Source organism: Arsenicibacter rosenii (assembly GCF_001870735.1).
In the GTDB taxonomy this organism is placed as follows: Bacteria; Bacteroidota; Bacteroidia; order Cytophagales; family Spirosomataceae; genus Arsenicibacter; species Arsenicibacter rosenii.
Genome location: NZ_MORL01000001.1, coordinates 222676 through 241100, shown reverse-complemented (window position 1 = coordinate 241100; position 18425 = coordinate 222676). Strand labels below are relative to the sequence as shown.

General features: G+C 54.0%; 13 protein-coding genes. 7 read left to right on the top strand and 6 right to left on the bottom strand.

Translation table 11 applies throughout. The features are described from left to right. Window positions 1-9 precede the first annotated feature (9 nt). From BLX24_RS00850 to BLX24_RS00825, 6 genes are all read left to right on the top strand, one after another. Window positions 10-2163: a cation:proton antiporter gene (locus BLX24_RS00850; protein WP_071501195.1), complete on the top strand. Its 2154-nt coding sequence runs from the start codon at window positions 10-12 to the stop codon at window positions 2161-2163. Window positions 2164-2316: 153 nt separating this feature from the next. Then, complete coding sequence (locus BLX24_RS00845; protein WP_071501194.1) at window positions 2317-3984, top strand: T9SS type A sorting domain-containing protein; 1668 nt, start codon at window positions 2317-2319, stop codon at window positions 3982-3984. A gap of 33 nt (window positions 3985-4017) precedes the next feature. Then, window positions 4018-5631 (top strand): T9SS type A sorting domain-containing protein, encoded by a 1614-nt coding sequence (locus tag BLX24_RS00840; RefSeq protein ID WP_071501193.1) that lies wholly within the window; start codon window positions 4018-4020, stop codon window positions 5629-5631. A gap of 17 nt (window positions 5632-5648) precedes the next feature. Beyond that, entirely contained in the window at window positions 5649-6992 is a 1344-nt protein-coding gene (locus BLX24_RS00835; RefSeq protein WP_071501192.1) for a YHYH protein, read from the top strand. After that, the gene (locus tag BLX24_RS00830; RefSeq protein ID WP_071501191.1) at window positions 6979-7536 is read left to right on the top strand and encodes a YbhB/YbcL family Raf kinase inhibitor-like protein; all 558 of its coding nucleotides are present in this window, start codon (window positions 6979-6981) and stop codon (window positions 7534-7536) included. Before BLX24_RS00835 ends, BLX24_RS00830 begins: the two co-directional genes overlap by 14 nt. A gap of 103 nt (window positions 7537-7639) precedes the next feature. Further along, window positions 7640-10048, top strand: a complete 2409-nt coding sequence (locus tag BLX24_RS00825; protein WP_071501190.1) for an ABC transporter permease — start codon at window positions 7640-7642, stop codon at window positions 10046-10048. A 66-nt stretch (window positions 10049-10114) separates the two neighbouring features. Here the strand turns inward: BLX24_RS00825 and BLX24_RS00820 are convergent, their stop codons facing one another. Next, a complete protein-coding gene (locus BLX24_RS00820; protein ID WP_143092532.1) occupies window positions 10115-11617 on the bottom strand; it encodes a DUF3344 domain-containing protein in 1503 nt (500 codons plus the stop codon). A gap of 216 nt (window positions 11618-11833) precedes the next feature. On the opposite strand from BLX24_RS00820, the gene BLX24_RS00815 reads away from it, so the two are divergent. Next, a complete protein-coding gene (locus tag BLX24_RS00815; RefSeq protein ID WP_071501188.1) occupies window positions 11834-12124 on the top strand; it encodes a hypothetical protein in 291 nt (96 codons plus the stop codon). A 265-nt stretch (window positions 12125-12389) separates the two neighbouring features. Here the strand turns inward: BLX24_RS00815 and BLX24_RS00810 are convergent, their stop codons facing one another. The 5 genes from BLX24_RS00810 to BLX24_RS00790 are packed head-to-tail and all read right to left on the bottom strand — an operon-like array spanning window position 12390 to window position 18273. Continuing rightward, complete coding sequence (locus tag BLX24_RS00810; protein WP_071501187.1) at window positions 12390-14060, bottom strand: PepSY-associated TM helix domain-containing protein; 1671 nt, start codon at window positions 14058-14060, stop codon at window positions 12390-12392. Window positions 14061-14066: 6 nt separating this feature from the next. Beyond that, window positions 14067-14342, bottom strand: a complete 276-nt coding sequence (locus tag BLX24_RS00805; protein WP_071501186.1) for a hypothetical protein — start codon at window positions 14340-14342, stop codon at window positions 14067-14069. A 2-nt stretch (window positions 14343-14344) separates the two neighbouring features. Then, a complete protein-coding gene (locus BLX24_RS00800; RefSeq protein ID WP_071501185.1) occupies window positions 14345-14674 on the bottom strand; it encodes a hypothetical protein in 330 nt (109 codons plus the stop codon). Between the two features lie 54 nt (window positions 14675-14728). Next, entirely contained in the window at window positions 14729-15934 is a 1206-nt protein-coding gene (locus tag BLX24_RS00795; RefSeq protein WP_071501184.1) for a DUF4374 domain-containing protein, read from the bottom strand. Window positions 15935-15939: 5 nt separating this feature from the next. Continuing rightward, entirely contained in the window at window positions 15940-18273 is a 2334-nt protein-coding gene (locus BLX24_RS00790; protein ID WP_071501183.1) for a TonB-dependent receptor, read from the bottom strand. Window positions 18274-18425: the final 152 nt, after the last annotated feature.

The following is an 18425-nucleotide window of genomic DNA, read 5'->3' as shown; positions in this document are numbered from 1 at the left end:
GCCACCGCAATGCTTTTTCTGAATATACACAACCTGACACTGCCGCTAGAGGACCCTGTACTGAAATTTCTGGTCGTACTGGTCATTATTTTGTTTGCCCCGCTGCTGCTGAACAAAATCAAAGTACCCCACCTGCTTGGCCTCATCATCGCCGGCGCCGTTATTGGCCCCAACGGCCTGAATATGCTGGCCCGCGACAGCAGCATTGTCGTCACCGGCACTACCGGTTTGCTGTACATCATGTTTCTGGCCGGGCTGGAGATCGACATGGGCGATTTTAAACGAAACAAGTGGAAAAGCCTGACCTTCGGCCTGTATACGTTCACGATTCCGCTGGTGCTGGGCTACCTCGGCGCGTATTACCTGCTCGGTTTCACGCCGCTGACCTCAATCCTGTTTGCGAGTCTGTTTTCGTCACACACCCTGATTGCCTATCCACTGGTGAGCAAGATGGGGGTTGCCAAAAACCTGGCGGTCAACATCACCGTCGGGGGCACCATGATCACCGATATTCTGGCCCTGCTGGTGCTGGCGGTATCGGTGGGCATGGCACAGGGCGATGTCGGCAGTGCATTCTGGATCCGGCTATCGGTTTCGCTGGTGATCTTCGGACTTATTGTCCTGCTTATTTTTCCAATTATCGGGCGGTGGTTTTTCAAGCGGGTGAGCGACAAGATTTCGCAATACATTTTTGTGCTGGTCATGATTTACCTGGCGGCCCTGCTGGCCGAGCTGGCGGGGGTGGAAGCCATTATCGGGGCGTTTCTGGCGGGGCTGGCCCTGAACCGGCTCATCCCGCACACCTCCTCGCTCATGAACCGCGTTGAGTTTGTCGGCAATGCCATTTTTATCCCGTTTTTCCTGATCAGCGTCGGCATGCTGATTGACTTTTCCGTCTTTTTCAAGAGTCTGGAAACGCTTAAGGTAGCGGCCCTGATGACCCTCGTCGGGGTTGGCGCTAAATACCTGGCAGCCGTTGCGACGCAAAAAACGTTCCGGCTGCGGAAGGAAGAAGGCGGGCTGATTTTCGGGCTTAGTTCGGCCTCGGCGGCGGCCACACTAGCGGCAGTACTGGTTGGCTACAACATTATTATCTCGGAAACCGAAACCGGCGAACCGGTCCGGTTGCTGAATGAACACGTGCTGAACGGCAGCATCCTGATGATTCTGGTATCGTGTACCGTATCCTCGTTTGTGTCGATGGCCAATGCCCGGAAAATTGCCGAAACCGATCATGAAAATACCATGGCCGGCATTCCGGTAGCCGGCTTACCGGCGGCTGACGCCAATCAGGAGACCGAACATATTCTGCTGGCGGTCAATTACCCGGAAACCGTCGAGCGGATGGTCAATCTGGCTTTGATCATCAAGGCCAAAGCCAACCACGATCAGCTGTTTGCGCTCAACATCATTAACGAAGAGAAACAGGAATCATCGCTCAAAAACGCGGAGAAAATCCTGCACGAAGCCGTCCATATCGCTGCTGCTGCCGATGTAACGCTCACGCCGCTGACGCGCTACGACAACGATGTCATCAACGGCATCAACAACGTAATTAAGGAAAAGAAAATCACCGACCTGCTGATCGGCCTCGACGGCAGCAAGGGCTTTTCGCCATCATTCGTGTATAACCTGTACAACGGCTATTTACCTGGCGGACAAACGAATGTGCTGGTCTACCACGCCATACAGCCGATTTCGACCATAAAGCGCCATGTTGTCATATTACCCTTCCGGTCGCATACCGAGCCCGGCTTTTTCTACGCCCTGCTCCGCATCTGGAACATTGCGCGCAACTCGGGAGCGGTTCTCAGCTTCTATGGCGAGCAGGATACGATTGATATGCTGCAGAACATTTTGCGGAAGGTTACCATCGAAGCGGCCTTTACGGCGGTCAGTAACTGGCGCGAGATGGAGCGGGCCATCAGCACCATCGGCAAGGACGAAGGACTGATTCTGCTCATGGCCAAACGCGACATGGTGTCGTATATGCCGCAGATGCGCGTCATCCCCGACATGCTCAACAACCATTTTACCGACCGGAATTACCTGCTTGTCTTCCCCCAAACGGCCGATGAGGAAGTCTACATTGAGGAACGTTCGGTGAGTAACCACGGCGATTTTGTGGAGATCGGTAAGATTATCGGAAAGGTGTTCCGGTAAGGATAAATCAAAAAACACCATATAGACGCAACCCTTCCGGTAAGTAAGCTGTCTTATGCTTCTGATTCCGGGTTGTAAAAGCCAGGCTGACGAAAACAGCCGGCCTTTACAACCCGTATCGCAGCAGATAGCGTATCAACTCCGGTTTTCTGTATGACTGTTTTTACCCGTAACCTGTATCTTTCTTTTTTTCTATTCTTGTGGCACTACCCGCTGGTGGCCCAGAACAAGTCGGTTATCCTGGGACGCCCGACGGATAAGTCTATAACGGCCAGCGTCTATTTCGAGGCATCTGCCGAATTTTACCTTGAATATGGCCTTAGTCCCGGCAACTATCCGTTCCGGACAACGGCCATCCGGAACCAGGCACGGAAGCCGGACATGGTGGAGCTGACGAACCTATCGCCGAATACACGGTATTATTACCGGATGCAGTGGCGGGCGGTTAACGCGGCAACGTTTACAGCTACTCCCGAGTATCTGTTTCAGACCCAGCGCGCTGCGGGGTCAACGTTCCGGTTTATCGTGGAAGGCGATGAACACCTGCACGATAAAAAAGGGGTTGCCAGCCTGTATAGGATCTGCCTCCAGAACCAGCTGAAAGGCGCCCCGGATTTTATGATTTCGATGGGCGATATGTTTGGCGATGACCATACCCCCACACAGACCACCAGTGCGGATATGGATTTTTATCACCGTGACCTGCTTCAGTACCTGGGAGATGCCTGCCATTCGATGCCCTTCTTTTTTTGTCTGGGAAACCACGAAGGCGAATCGGGCTACTACCTCCGGCAAACGCCCCCCAACAACATTGCTGTTTATGCCACCAACTGGCGCAAGTATTATTTTGCCAATCCACGACCCGACGGTTTCTACACCGGTAATGCCACCAAAGAGGCGTACGGCATGGATTTGCCCGAAAACTACTATGCCTTTACGTGGGGAGATGCCCTGTTTGTGGTGTTGGATGTGTACCGGCATTGCGATGTCAATGATAAGCCACAGAACTGGGACTGGACCCTCGGAAAAGCGCAGTATGACTGGTTCCGGCAAACCCTCGAGACCAGCAGGGCGAAATACAAATTCGTCTTCGGGCATCATACACGCGGGCAGGGGCGCGGCGGCATTCTGACAGCGAAAGACTATGAATGGGGTGGTAATAACGGCAAAAACAGCTATGACTTCGACAAGCAGCGGCCGGGCTGGGGCTTGCCGATCCATCAGCTGATGGTCAAAAACGGGGTCAACATTTTCTTTCAGGGCCATGATCACCTGTATGCCCGCGAAGCCCTCGACGGCCTGGTGTATCAGACCTCGCCGATGGCCTGTGATTCAACCTATACCATCGGGATGCTTGCCAATGCCGATGCGTATACTGACGTAACCCTCGACGGCTCCGGACATTTGCAGGTGACGGTGTCACCGGATGAGGTCAGGGTAGATTTTATCCGGGCTTATTTGCCGGCCGACACGCGGGACGGAAAGCATAAAAACGGCGAAACCGCTTATTCGTATACGCTGAAAGCGGGCACTCCGGCGTCAACTACCACGTCCGGACAAACGCAGACAATCCTGGCCGACCCTGCGCTGGAATCAGATGTGATCAGGATTTTTCCCAACCCCACCGCCGACCGGCTGAAAATTACGGTGGGGCAACCGCTCGCCACCTGCCAGGTCACGGTTTCGGATGCCGCCGGGAAAGAACTTTTCCGGACATCATCTACCGATATTGATATGCACACCTACCCCGACGGCCTTTACCTGTTCCGGATCGAAACCGGCCGTACGCAAATCACCCGGAAAATCCTCATCCGCCACTAGACCGGATCCATTAACCAAACCAACTTAACTTGTATGCTACGTAACGTACTCCTGCTGCTGTCGGCCTTATGTTTCAGCCTGGCAGTGTGTGCACAGAATTTCACCGAATTACTGGGTCGTCCCACGACTAAATCCGTCACGGCCAGTATTATGTTTGATGCCGACACCGACCTGTACTGGGAGTACGGGACAACGTCGGGAAGCTATCCGCTGAAAACGGCTACGTTTAAGGCAACGGCCAATACCCCGCTCGAAGCGGATATTACCGGCTTAACCGCCAACACGACCTATGTTTACCGCGTACGCTACAAAAGCGCCGGTGCTACCGGCTACAACACCGGCCTTGAACATACGTTTCAGACGCCCCGGCCCGCCGGTACCAGTTTTACCTTCGCTATTGAAGCCGACCCGCACCTCGACGAAAATACCCTCCCCGAATCGTACCGGCTGACGCTGAAAAACATCCTGGCCGATAAACCCGATTTTTTGGTTGACCTCGGCGACGATTTTATGACCGACAAGCTCGCCGTTAAAACACAACCCGAGATCACCGCACGGACGCTGCTTAACCGGTCATACTTCAACGAAGCCTGTCACTCGGTGCCGTTGTTTCTGGTGCTGGGCAATCATGAAGGCGAAGCCGGGTTTATGCTCAACAATACGGCGAACAGCGTACCTGTGATGGCCACGAATACCCGGAAAATCTACTACCCGAACCCGCTGCCGAACGACTTTTATACCGGCAACGTAACGACCGAAACCTTCGTCGGACTGCGTGAAAACTATTATGCCTGGGAGTGGGGCAATGCCTTGTTTGTGGTCCTTGACCCTTACTGGTATACGCAGAAAAAGGGCGACTGGGGCTGGACACTCGGCAAAACGCAGTATGACTGGCTTGCCAAAACCCTGGCCACCAGCAAGGCAACGTTTAAATTTGTGTTCTGCCACCAGCTCGTCGGTACCAGCGATGCCGACGGACGGGGCGGTACCGAAGTCGGGCACCTGTACGAACAGGGCGGGCTCAACGCCGATGGCAGCTATGGCTTTGATGCGAACCGTCCGGGCTGGGGAAAACCGCTGAATACACTGATGAAAGACAATAACGTCACCATTTTTTTTCACGGACATGACCATTTCTACGGCAAGCAGGAAAAGTTCGGCCTGATTTTCCAGGAAGTTCCTCAGCCGTCGGCTAAAAACATTACGAACATCACGGGACTGGATTACGGGTATGTGGAAGGCGTACTGATGCCGAACCGGGGATATCTGCGGGTTACGGTTACGAACAACGATGTCAAGGTCGAATACGTCAAAACGTATTTGCCCGCCGAAGAAAAAAACGGGCTGAAAAACGGACAGGTTGCTCACAGTTATACGGTTACCCGTAACCTGATTACAGGCGTGCCAACGGTTACCGAAAAAGACCTTGTTCGGGTTTATCCTAACCCGGCTACGTCACAGGTTCACGTTGCGTTCAGCGAGCCGGTCAGCAACTACACGATCCGGGTGGCAAATCTGGCCGGACAGGTCCTGTTCGAAACCTCCCGGACACCCGTCGATGTCAGCCGGTTGCCGGAAGGCACTTACCTCCTCAATATTCAGACCGACCGGTTCGACTTCAATAAACGCATACAGGTCAGTCATTAACCGCCCTCTTTACCTCTATGAAAGAGTTCATTTTCCGGTCAATAGCGGCCGCCTCAATTCTGTGCTTCCTGAGCATACCAGGCAACGGGCATACCGGTGGCCATACCGTTAGCGGCAGCGAGATTTACCTGCTGAACGGTAAGCCGGTCAGCGGCCATGTACTCATGTGCCGGAACGACAGCATTTTTCTGGAACAGGCCGACGGCCACATAACCGGCTGGCCCTTATCCCGCTTTGATGGAGTCAGTCAGCGGCCACTGCGGGAAACCAAAGCCCGCCTCGCCCGCCTGAACCAGTCGGCCCATACGGCAGACCGCTTTTTCAGGAACAGCCCAAACGCGCGCGCTTTCGGCCTGCTTACGGGCTGGTGTTGCCTGGTACTCATCAGCCTGCGATATTTCCGGTTGACGGGCATAAACCGGCTGCTGCTCACTGGTGGATCGCTGGTGGTTCTGTACGCCTGCAAGACCAGCAATACCGGCACGCCGACACCGGTGCCGGTCACGGGGTCTGATCCGGCAGTGATCGACAAGGTCTTTGCCCCGTTTAAACCGCAGGTCAGCACCCGGTACGACAATACGTATTTCTATGTGGAGTCAACCGGCATGCCCGATCATCCGATGATGACCGGCATTACCAGCTGGCAGCAACAGGTGCCGGTTCCGCAGAACTACACCGGCACCAATGCGTGGTCTATTCCGCTTAAACCCGAACTGGCAACCAGCCCGCTCAGCCTGAAAACCAATTTCATGAAAGGTGCCGTGGCTATTGCCCCCAACGGAATTCCGGTGTTTAATCCGCTCAATAACCGCGGCGAAGACGCCTTTGCTATCGGCGAACTTGATCAGTGGGGCGGTCACTGTGGCAGGGCCGATGATTATCATTATCACATTGTGCCGCTGCATTTCGAGAAAACGGCCGGTAGCAATCCGATTGCCATGGCCCTCGACGGGTTTGCCATATACGGCAGCAAAGAACCGGATGGCCGCCCGATGCAACCCCTCGACGAATACCACGGCCATATGCTCAATAACACCTACCATTATCACGCCACCACGACCTACCCGTACTTTATGGCCGCTATGCGGGGTAAAGTAATGGTCGATCCGGCAACGGCCGCTCCCGAAAACCAGATTATTCCACAGGCCCGGACAACCGCTATACGACCGGCAGGGGAACCACTCAGAGGAGCCGCAATTACCGGTTTTACGTCGGTTTCGGTCAATGCCTGGTCGCTTGAATATACGCTTGCCGGCCAGAAAGGATTCGTCAACTACCGCTGGGACGACAAGGGGGTCTATACCTTCACGTTTATCAGTCCCGACGGCAAAACAACAACCGCCAGTTATGTTAAAAAATAAAACACGCCTCCCGGCCGGTCTGCTGATACTGACTCTGTTGACCCTACTGGCCGCCTGCCGCCGCAGCGAACCGGCTCAGCCCGATAGCGGAAACGTCCTCACCCTCCAAAGTACCGGTGTGACCAACGGCATCCTGTCGACGCGCTATACCTGTGACGGGCAAAGCATTGCCCCGCCGCTCTCGTGGTCCGGTGCACCGGCATCCACAAAATCGTATGCCATCACGATGCATCATATCCCACCGACCGGGGAAAAGCACGTTTATTACATTCTCTACAACCTGCCGGCTTCGGTCGTTATGCTGCCGGAAAACAACACCACCACCGGCACCTTCGGCATCAATACCGTCAATGGCCGGAACAGCTACTCCCCGCCCTGCTCGCAGGGACCGGGCCCTAAAACCTACGTGCTGACCGTCTATGCCCTGTCGGTTCCGTCGGTGACAATGCCGGCGACGACAAAAGTGACCATGGATGTGCTCCTCGATGCGATCAATCCGTCGGTTGTTGGTAAGGCCGAACTTCCGGTGGTCTATTCCCGGTAAGCGGGGCGGCTTCATCCCATTTTCAGGCCGGTTCGTCCCATTTTTGTCCGCAGTCTGTTCCTGCCCTGTATCTTGCTGCCATAACATACCCGTGAACCAGCGCATGATCAGGAACTACCTCAAAACAGCGGGGCGCAACCTGCTGCGGAACAAACTGTTTTCGGCCATCAACATCGCCGGACTCGCCATCAGCATGTCGGTCGGCCTGCTGATGATTGCGTTTCTGCTCGACCTGCGGACCTGCGACCGGTTCCACGAACACGGCGACCGGATTTACCGCATCACCAGCGTCGTGACGACCAACGGCGACCGGGGCAAGTTTGCCACCACCACCCCGACAACCGGGCACCTGATCCGCGACAAGGTTTCCGGCGTGGAGGACGTGACGGTTCTCCGGCCGGATTTTGCCAAAGACGCCGCCGTCGGTGCAGACATTGTGCCGGTTAAGGGGTATTGGGCAGACCCCGCGCTGTTCCGGGTGTTTACCTTCCCGCTGCTCGAAGGCAACCCCGAAACCGCTCTGCGGGATCCCTATTCGGTTGTGCTTACGCAAAGCACCGCCCGGAAACTCTTCGGCAACAGGCAGGCACTCGGCCGGTCGGTGCGGTTTGATTCGGTGGCGTATCAGGTAACGGGCGTCATGCAGGACGTGCCGTTTTTCTCCCATATCTATTTTGAGGCGCTCGCTTCTCTTTCGACCCTCGGGCCGGTTCAGCAAGGCGATACGCGACGCAAGGCATCGTCGGATTTTGTGTATCTCCGCCTCCCGTCCAGCGCCGACCTGACGGCGGTGCAGACGCAGCTCGACGCCGTGGCGCGGGCCGAAAACCAGGCCGGCGGGCAGACGCAGGTGCAGCTTGAACTGATGCCGCTGTACAATATAGTGGTTGGCGAAACGCTCCGCCGTTCTGAAGGCAGTGGCGGAACAACGGGCCCTCACCTGTCACCACGTGTGCTTTGGCTGCTTGGCGGACTGGCGCTTGTAGTGATCCTGTCGGCTTGTTTCAACTACACCAACCTGTCGATGGCCCGGGCCATGCGCCGTTTCAAGGAAATTGGTCTGCGCAAAGCCATCGGCGCGGGCAAGGCGCAGGTACGGCAACAGTTTCTGGCCGAATCCGTCCTGATTGCGCTGGCCGCCCTGGTGTGGTCATTTCTCCTGTTTCTGGGCCTGCGCCCCCTGCTGATCAACCTGGCACCGGAGATGCAGCGCACCGTACAGCTCAGCCTGACGCTGCCGATGGTCATCGCCTTTGTGCTGTTTGCCGGTGTGGTGGGGCTACTGGCCGGTCTGATGCCTGCGCTGTTTTTTGCCAGGGTGAGCGCCATCCGTGCGCTCCGGAACGTGTCGTCGGTTAAGGTGTTCCGGCACATGACCCTGCGGCGGGGACTGGTGGTGCTGCAATATACCGTTACGCTGATCTTCATCACCACCACCGCTATCGGTTACGTGCAGTACAAACACATGCTGGCGTTCGACCTCGGCTTCCGGACCGAAAACATCCTGAACATCGACATGCAGGGCAACAAACCCGATGTGCTGATGAAAACGCTCGGCGAAATGTCCGAAGTGACAGCCGTTTCCCGCTCGCTGATCGTGACGAGCATTGGCAATGCGTGGGGCGGCTACGTTAAGCACACCGATTCGCGCGACTCCGCCCTGGTCATGACCAATCATGTGGACGAAAATTACCTGGCCCTGCACCAATACAAACTCCTTGCCGGCCAAAACTTCCGGTCGCGGCCCATCACCGCCGATGCGGCCACGGAAATTATCGTCAACCAGCAGTTTCTTAAGCGGTTTAACCTGGGCGTCAGCCACCCCGAACAGGCCCTCGGCAAAGAAGTGACGTTCCGGAATTTCCGGGGTACCCGGCGGCTGTCGATCGTCGGGGTGATGAAAGACGTTCACTACGGCAAGGTCGACAACCTGATCGGGCCGGTGGCGTTTATGCCCTGGACACCCGGCGACGGCGCCGTGATCAATGTCAAACTCCGGAGCACCGATCCGGCAGCGACCCGCGCCCGGATCGAAGCCGCCTGGCAGACCATCGACCGGGTGCATCCGTTCAAGGCGCAGTTCTACGACGAAGCGATTGAGGATGCCTACAGCGAGTTTTCAATGCTGATCCGGATTATCGGGCTGCTGTCGTTCTTTGCCATTTCGATTGCCTCGATGGGCCTGTTCGGCATGGTGGCCTACACGACCGAAACCCGCCTGAAAGAGGTCAGCATCCGCAAAGTACTGGGAGCCGGGGCGGGCGGTTTGATTTACCTGTTAAGCCGTGGGTTTATCGTTCAGCTATCGGTGTCAGCACTGATTGCCCTGCCGGCCACGTACCTGTTTTTTGAGAGGGTTGTTCTGACGCGTTTTCCCTACCACCCCCCCATCGGGTTTCCCGAGCTGTTTGCCGGGCTGCTGGTGGTCCTGCTGATTGCCTTCGCGATGATCGGTTCTCAGACGATCAGGGCCGCGAGCAGTAATCCGACAGAAGTGCTGAAGGGCGAGTAGAGACGCAATATCTTGCGTCTCCCGCGCGTCAGTATCAGCCCAACTATCTGCGGCCCGTGGGCAGGATTACGGGCAGGCAGTGCCGGTGACGATATAAGTCATGGTTTGCGTGCTCACCTGCCCGCAGGCATCCTGATACGCAGCCGTAAAGGTGTAGGTACCTGGTTGCCGGATGGCAAGGGCATTCAGGCGGTAATTGCCCGGACGACGGTATACCGTACTATAGACATAATCGTTCGGACCGGTCAGACGCAACGACGTTCCGAATCCGGTGGCCTGTACCGCCACGTCACACGCATTGGCCCCCAGGACAGCGGTCTGGGTCACCGAAAAGGCGTTGGCTACTATTGCCGGATCACAGGGAGGAGCCGTCAGAACGGTAGCCTCTACCTTGGCAGTACCTGAATTACAACCCGTTATACCGGTTACGGCATACGTACCGCTGGCCGAAACCGAGATAGCCGTAGTACTTTCTCCGCCGGACCAGCTGTAACTATCGGCGCCGGATGCGGTCAGGGTAAGGGTTTGGCCCTGCCCCACCGTAAGGCTTGGGGTAGCAGCAATACTGACTGTCAGTGCACTGACAGGAGCCTGAGCCGGTACCCCCGCGACAAACAGGCCAACCAGATAAGTATCCCCCGTGGTCTCTGCCGCTACATCAAAAGAAACATCACCGGCAGTCAGGCTACCGGTAATATCAGCGACATCCAGATCGATGCCGGACATACTTCTTGCGGTGCCCGTCAGCCGGGGTAAATCCCCTGAAACACTCACCGCCGTACCACTGAATGAACGAGTGCTGTTAAAGAAGTTATCCGCAGGGTTTAGCGTATTTGACACAGCATTACCCTTAACCGTCAGGGCATCCCCTACTGACGCATCATCACCATCCATGGCAAAGACGCCCAAATAGGCCGGTCCGCCGGCCACGTTGAGTCCCGAAAAGGTGACTGTAGCGGGAGCTCCATCAACGACAAGTCTCAAACCGTCTTTAATCTGTATCTGCCGGTAGGGTTCACTGCAGGACTCATACACAATAACCATGCTCCAGCCCACGGCTATAGTCGCATCGTTCAGGTTGGTTAACGCAACACTGCTGACACCCGAGACTCTGTAATTCCCGCTTCCGTGTTGCTGCACAAACTCCGTTACATCCGATACAGTCTGGTAAAAGGTACCGTTCAGCGAGACCGTCGAGTTATCAACCGGTGTTATTGATTGAGAGGCAACACCCGGGACTTCGAGCGTGATGGTCGTCGGTACAACCCCGCCGGGTGCACGGGCGGCTGCATACAAATATGCCTTCCGGACAGTAGCGCCGGCCGGTATATCCAGGCGGGCTGTTGTCCGGGCCTGTGCAGCGGTTATGGAAGTGTTCGCTTCGGCCTGCCCATCTGAAGGCGAATCAGCCCGCCAGAAAACGTCGGGAGCCGTATCGCTGGTGTTTGTACCTGCCGCACCAACCGTACCGACAATGGGAGCCGGCACACCCGGGCCGACATCCTGCGCCAGGGTATTGCCAATCATCATAAAATTTCCCCGAAGCGCCGTATTATAGCGATTCGTCATCTGGGCCTGGGTCAGGCCAGGTAAGATAAGTAGACAGATGACTAAAGTTTTTGCAAGTCGTAGAGCAAACTGCATGTACACGAATGGTTTTGGTTAACACAATAGCAGCGCCGAAGTACATACACGTTTCATATGTACCTCTCCGGCGGGCTGCCCAAAACCACACTTACGAAATATAGAGTAGAATGGTTTTAACCCGTTTGCTAACAGATTACCATGCCATCCAGCTTTTTCTTTTTAGAAAAGGAATTTCCGATTCTCTTTACCCTCGGCAGCACCGCCGAACGCTACTACCACCATGCCCCGGCCTACTGCCTGTCACGGCTCCGGGCATTCGGCGAAAAACTGACCGAATACCTGTTCCACGACCGCAACCTCGCCAAACCGCTCCGGGGATGGTACTCACCCGAGGGCCTCAAAACTTTGCTGCAACAGGACCTCGACGCTGCCGACCGTAAACTGCTGACCTCACGACGGGCAGTAGTACCCAAAACAGTGGTGGCATGACTACTAACCAGAGACGCAAGATGTTGCGTCTCTACAACTCTGCTACGCAATAGCCTGCGTCTCCTCTACCGGCAGGCTGGCTGGCAGTAGTACTAAAACAGTGGTGGCACGACTACTAACCAGAGACGCAAGATGTTGCGTCTCTACAACTCTGCTACGCAATAGCCTGCGTCTCTGAACGACCTTTACCATCGGCCATACGGCTCATCAGGGCGAGAGAGCAATACGCCAGCGGCGGCCGGCTACCACAGGGAAACGGCTCAGATCAGTCAACAGCTATTTTTTCTGCTGACGGTACTTCGGGCTGTCGTTGTTTTGGCCGCGCCATTTTCCATAGAACAACCACGCTCAGGGCCGACAGACACAGAAAAAGCACATCAATAAACAGAATATCAAACGCCTGACGGCGGAACGTGTTCCAGAACCAGTTTCCACGTACCATACCGTCGAGCAACGGCAGCAGAAAACAGCTGACGGCAGAGAGCCATAAGGCCTGACGGTTGATGAGGGCGAGGTTTCTCCTGATCAGAAAATAAACGCTCAGCGCCAGCCAGGGATAAAAGTACCAGTGATAAATGTCGGCTTGTCCGGCTTTTTTCAGGAACAACAGCGCAGTCATGCAGAAAGCCGTGACGGGCAGCATACTCAGACTCGACGCGAGATACACGTTGGCCGTCCAGAAATTGAATTTCCGTTGGCGGGCCGGTATAGTTTTTTTATCTCTGGCCACGAGCCAGATCAGTACCCCCGAGTTGATAACCACACAGCCCAGCAATCCCAGTACGAAATAGATTACCCTGAGCGGTCTCCCACCAAAGTCGCCGAAATGCAGGTGATAGATAAATCCTCTGACGGTCTGTATATACGTAGGCGGAGAAAGCGGAGGCCGGTCTGCTACGATGGCCTGATCACGCATTCGGTAGATACGTTCGCCGAGGCCGTTCAACTGTGCATCCGTATGCGGTTTTCCCTGGATGATCACGTGCATATTTTGATCTCCGGCATTACGGATAGCCACCAGACTGATATCACTCTCTGGCCACTGCTGCGCAGTCTGCGCCACCAGCTGGTTCAGATTACACGAAGCACGAAGCGCGCTGCCGGCATACGGAAATGCTGCTTTCACCCCAAAGCCCAGCTCCTTGTATAGTTGATCATCATCGCCCTTGTAAAACAGTTTTGTGTAAGGCACGATCAGAAAAGAGTTGAATATCAAGACGATGCCTGTGATGGCGAACACAAGCTGATACGGAAATCCGATTACCCCGAGGACCGTGTGCAGGTCAGTCCATACGGTTTTGGGCTTATGCCATGGCCTGAAGGTAAAGAAGTTAGCGACCAGTTTATCCCAATGCAGCAACAATCCGGTGATGAGGGCAAACAGGAAGATAAACGAAACGACACCCGCCAGCAGGTAGCCAAACGGGACACCGATCCGGAACGGAAACACCTGATTAAGTTGCGCCAGAAAGTGCAGCCGGTACAAAAACTCACCGATGGTATACGAATCAGCATAAGCGGCCTCCTGCCGTTTACTGAAATCATAGGTAAAGAACACCGAGTCATCATCGCCCCCCCGGCCTCTGCCCCGGCCCCGTTTCGGCTCCGGTTTCTTTTTTGGTTTCAGCTTCTGAACCACCGGATCGTGTGAGCCCGACATGGCTACATAGGCACCGGCCTGATGCCGTTGCAGCGTAATGTCGATATCGCGCCCCTTAAGCGTATGGTATCTGGCGAGCGAGTCAAGTATGTAGTTAAAATCCCGGCCGACAGTGTTGCCTTTGCTCAGGTACGATTCGTTTTTCTGCCACGAGGCCAGATCGTCTTTGAAGAATGAAAACGAACCGGCAAAAAACATGACATACAGCACGGCGCAGATAATGATCCCGCTGATGGTATGCGTGTTGAAGTAGATATTATATTTCCTGTTATCCATGACCGGTTAAATGAGGTAAATACCAGAGAAGACACCCATCAGTACGATATAGAGCGCCCAGGTTTTCCAGGCTTGCGGGATCAGAAAGGCATTCAGTAAAAGGATAGCCCAAAGCAGGTAACCCGTTATGAATGAGGTCACGATTACATATTCTTTGGGGCACACACGGGTCAGGGCAGCGTGAAAACTAATGGTTACGAGATAGCCGCCGAGCGAACCGGCGAGTAGTTTAGATAGTCGTATCCAGGGTGATCTGGTCAGGTATTTCTTGTTCGCAGGCATGCTTAGACGAAAATTTCAAGGATCACACAACAGATATAGATTGCCGTAATACCCGGCACGCGCAGGTACTGAAAAGGCTCCAGCATCACCGACAGCCCCCCCACAGCCATCAGGCCCGTTATAAAGCCGCAGCAGCCTGCGCCAACGCCCCACTGCACGATAAACCCCGTGCAGGCCCCTAGCCAGAGAACAGTTCCGGTCAGCCGGCTCAGCGTTGTATGGCCGGTAGCAGCTGCCGTTAAACCGGTCATAGCTACAGATTTGTACCGTGGAGAGGTAACCTGCCAGAGGTAAAAAGCGATAAACTGTATGAAGCAAAAAGTCGTAATCATCGGTAGTCAGGTAACGCCAGTACCGGACAGACTTCCGGTACTGAGCGGTTGGTTTTAGTTCAGGTGTTGCACCGCTGTAACGGTTCCGCCTTCAACCTTTAAGCCCCGTGTTGCGGTTTGGGAGCTGGCATCAATTTTATAGATATAGCTGGTTCCGTCACTTAAATTCACCCCGACATACCCCGTTTTACCGTCTTTCGGGGTATAATTATTGGTAGTCAGGGTAGCAATGGCAGTCACGTCGGGCAACCCCGTAACGGCCTTGTAGGTTTTGTCTGCCACGTTTACAATACCGATGCGTTTACCGGCCGGAAAACCGGACGTTTTCTCTGCCTTTGCCACCGCATTGACGATATAGGTGTTATTGCCGACATATAGCCACGACGTAATACTCATCCCCCCGCTTGCCGCCTCCACATCAAAGAAATAGCTTTGGTCAAATTCGGTGGTACCTGACTTAATTCTCAGGATTGCCGATGGTTTTGTTGAGGATAATTTCCCGCCTGTTGTGGCCGCTGCCGGTGAAAAACCGTAGATATCGCCGTTTTCCTGTACCGAAAGCCCATCGGTAAAGTATTTACCGATAAAACTGGCCCGTTTATCCGTAATCACCTTGTCAAGCTTCATGTCGGCGTAGTTAAACACCGCAATAGACGCCTGGTCGGGATAGGCCGTGTTAAAACTTCGGTCGTTGATAGTCTGATAAGGCGCAAACACTTTTGTGCCTACCTGTTTCAGCCATGTAAAATGTGCGAGTTCGCCAAGGCCGGTAACATCAAGGGTATTAACCGTTCCTTCTGACGTAATCGTGAGGGTGTTTGTATTCACTTTATACCAGCTTGACGTTGGGGCGGTAAGACTTCTGGAGATTTTGAACAGCAGCAGGTCGTCGTTTACCGGTGCAAAAGCCTGCACGGTTTCGGTCTGGAAATTGGTCAGTTTCGTTAGTTTTCCTGCCTGCATATTGTACGCAGTAACCGCGCCGGGATTGCCCTGCCCGTAGAGCATACTAAAAAACTTCCCGTTGTGGGTGACATAATAGCGGTAGGTACCATCCTGTTCGATGCCGTTTCCGGCGGTCGAAATGGTTCCGGTATCCAGGTTTTGGGCCGTCAGCAGGTAATCTGCTACCCCGGTAGAGGCTGTCGGGCTAACCGTCAGGATATAACTACCAGGATTTTCAGGTGTAGTCGATGTATCCGTGCATGAGGCGATAAGTCCCGCAGCGAGCGTTACAAAAAGCGTCGATTTGATTTTCATAAAGATTATATAGTAAATGAATTAAAGAAATAGCGAAGGTTCAGATAGAAGCCACGACCGGGCTTTTGCAGGCTGAAATTGTCGTAGAGCCGCCGGTCGGTAATGTTCCGGACTTCAAGACCAATGTTATACCGCCCATCGGCCAGGCTATAGACCGCATTGATGTCGTGGCTGAGTTGTTGGGGAATGCTCAGCTTTTCGCCCCCCCGGCTTGGCCAGTAAAGCCAGAACGCATGCACATAGAGCAGGTTATAGCCAATGTTGAGCACACTCCCTTTCCGGCCGGGATCCTTGATGGTAACTGATGCATCGGCATTGCCGAACAAATACGGAATATTGGGCATCTGATCTTTGTAAACGGGGCTTAATACGCGGTTACCATTACTGTCGAAGACATACTGCTGCCGGTTTTGCAGATGCTGCCAGGTAAGCGTAGCCCCGGCCGACAAACGCTTTTTGTAGGAATAACGGACTTCCCCTTCCCCACCCAGTGTGAAAACGCCGTCGAGGTTATCTAATACGAGAGCCGATTGGTTCTGATTAAACCGTGAATAGATAAAATTATCGGAGTAGCGGTAAATAGCATTCGCATTGATCAGAAAACGGTGATCCTTTGCCGCAGAAAACCCATAACTGACGCCTGCATTTATGTTCTGACTTTGTTCCGGCTTCAAGGCAGGATTTCCCTGTACGAGTTCGACATCGCCGAACAGTTCATTGGCTTCCGGCAACCGGTTAGCCCGCTCGAACGAAGCTTTCAGTTGCAATCCGGGCTTGACAAAATAGCTCGCTGCCACCCCGAAGCCAATCTTATCGAATGCCGTCTGTCCGGGCGTATGCTGGTGTAAATACTTCCCGAACACAGACATGCTCCATTGGTCTTTCAGATCGTAGGTATACCCTAGACCCAGTACGTTTTTGTTGAGTCGTGGCCGGACCGGCCCCCGGGTAAAGCTTTCATTGAACGCATCTGTTCCTTTCCGGTAAAACGTACTAAAGGCATTACTCAACGCAATAGCGTGCCGGTCAGAGAGTTTATAATTTGCGGTAGCCGTTACCAATCCGTTATTATTTCCGTATTTCGACAGACTCCGGCCACGTCCCTCACCGTTCGGATTCGGCTTTGAGTTACCGTACCAGTCAAACCGCGCCGACAGCGTATCGATGTTCCGTTCGTTGCCGAGGTTGTAATTCGCATTTACGGTTACATCCAGTCCTTTGATGAGATCTGCTTTCCGGTATTTCAGCGTTGGCATCACGATTGTGCCCCGCCGGTGCCAGCCTCCGAACACCGCAACCATGCGGGCACCCGTCTGTAGTTCTTTATAGTTCTTACCGAGTGTAACACCCAGCAACAGCTGATCAGCGAACTTTTTACCAACTACGCCAACACTGGCAATGACCGTTTCATTATGGTAAGTATCATGGAAACGTCTGACAGTGGTATTGGGTTTGTAGGCTCCCGTATAGATATCGGCAGCATCGACCGTTACCTTGTAATTGTTCTCCGAGTGGTTTTTAAAGGCATTCAGCCGTAGGGTAAACCCGTTTTTTGAAGTCAGTGCCGCATTGAATACGGCCCGGTGAGTAGAAAAAGACCCGTATGAATACGACGCATCTACAAAATTCCGTGAGCGGTCGCCGGTTACAATGTTAATCGCTCCGCCCAGCGCATCAGACCCCAGCCAGATCGGAACAACGCCTTTATAGACTTCAAGCCGTTCCGCAACGTTGATCGGAATATTGTTGATCTGGAAAGACGATCCGAAATTATCCATCGGTACCCCGTCGATAAAATACCGGATACGATTTCCCGAAAAACCATTTAAGGAAAGATTAAAACTGGAGCCTACCCCTCCGGACTCGCGCACCCTGACGCCCGAAACCCGGTCGAGAGCGCTGCTGAGGTCAAGTGTGGAGTTATAGAGTTGTTTAGCATCGATGGCTGTAACATTAAACGACTGCCGGTTTACCTCCTGTACCTCCGTACGCCCGATCACCGAAACGGCATTCAGTTCGTTGGCTTCCGGTTTGAGAATGATGTCCATGCGTACAGGTGTACCCGCCGGGATATATACCTGCCGGCTGATTTTCTGATAGCCAATGAACGAAATAACGACCGTGTATTTTCCGGTTTTAATTTGCCTGAGACTATACCTTCCCTGTTGATCGGTGAATGTTCCCCTGCCATGGTCAGACAGGATAATTGACGCTCCGGGCAGTAGTTCCCCCTCAGAACTTTGTACAGTTCCGAATAGGTTGCCCCCTGATTGTTGTGCCCAGCTGCAATATGTCAACAGACATAGCAGTCCTGCATGCAGAATTTTATTAATTTGCATTTGCTTTATAATGTTTCCCCGTTGTAGAGCACCTGCCGTCAGGCAGGCCGAGCCGGATGGTTGCAGCCATCCGGCTTTTTTTGTTCAGGAGATCCCACTGCCCTTTTTCCTTACGGCAAGGCATTGGCTTGTTCTCTTTTCCGGAACGCAGT

What these genes read in the sequence shown, in the direction of transcription:
- BLX24_RS00850 (WP_071501195.1), top strand. Translation starts at nt 10, where the DNA reads ATGCTTTTTCTGAATATACACAACCTGACACTGCCGCTAGAGGACCCT.
- BLX24_RS00845 (WP_071501194.1), top strand. Translation starts at nt 2,317, where the DNA reads ATGACTGTTTTTACCCGTAACCTGTATCTTTCTTTTTTTCTATTCTTG.
- BLX24_RS00840 (WP_071501193.1), top strand. Translation starts at nt 4,018, where the DNA reads ATGCTACGTAACGTACTCCTGCTGCTGTCGGCCTTATGTTTCAGCCTG.
- BLX24_RS00835 (WP_071501192.1), top strand. Translation starts at nt 5,649, where the DNA reads ATGAAAGAGTTCATTTTCCGGTCAATAGCGGCCGCCTCAATTCTGTGC.
- BLX24_RS00830 (WP_071501191.1), top strand. Translation starts at nt 6,979, where the DNA reads ATGTTAAAAAATAAAACACGCCTCCCGGCCGGTCTGCTGATACTGACT.
- BLX24_RS00825 (WP_071501190.1), top strand. Translation starts at nt 7,640, where the DNA reads ATGATCAGGAACTACCTCAAAACAGCGGGGCGCAACCTGCTGCGGAAC.
- BLX24_RS00820 (WP_143092532.1), bottom strand. Translation starts at nt 11,617, where the DNA reads ATGACGAATCGCTATAATACGGCGCTTCGGGGAAATTTTATGATGATT.
- BLX24_RS00815 (WP_071501188.1), top strand. Translation starts at nt 11,834, where the DNA reads ATGCCATCCAGCTTTTTCTTTTTAGAAAAGGAATTTCCGATTCTCTTT.
- BLX24_RS00810 (WP_071501187.1), bottom strand. Translation starts at nt 14,060, where the DNA reads ATGGATAACAGGAAATATAATATCTACTTCAACACGCATACCATCAGC.
- BLX24_RS00805 (WP_071501186.1), bottom strand. Translation starts at nt 14,342, where the DNA reads ATGCCTGCGAACAAGAAATACCTGACCAGATCACCCTGGATACGACTA.
- BLX24_RS00800 (WP_071501185.1), bottom strand. Translation starts at nt 14,674, where the DNA reads ATGATTACGACTTTTTGCTTCATACAGTTTATCGCTTTTTACCTCTGG.
- BLX24_RS00795 (WP_071501184.1), bottom strand. Translation starts at nt 15,934, where the DNA reads ATGAAAATCAAATCGACGCTTTTTGTAACGCTCGCTGCGGGACTTATC.
- BLX24_RS00790 (WP_071501183.1), bottom strand. Translation starts at nt 18,273, where the DNA reads ATGCAAATTAATAAAATTCTGCATGCAGGACTGCTATGTCTGTTGACA.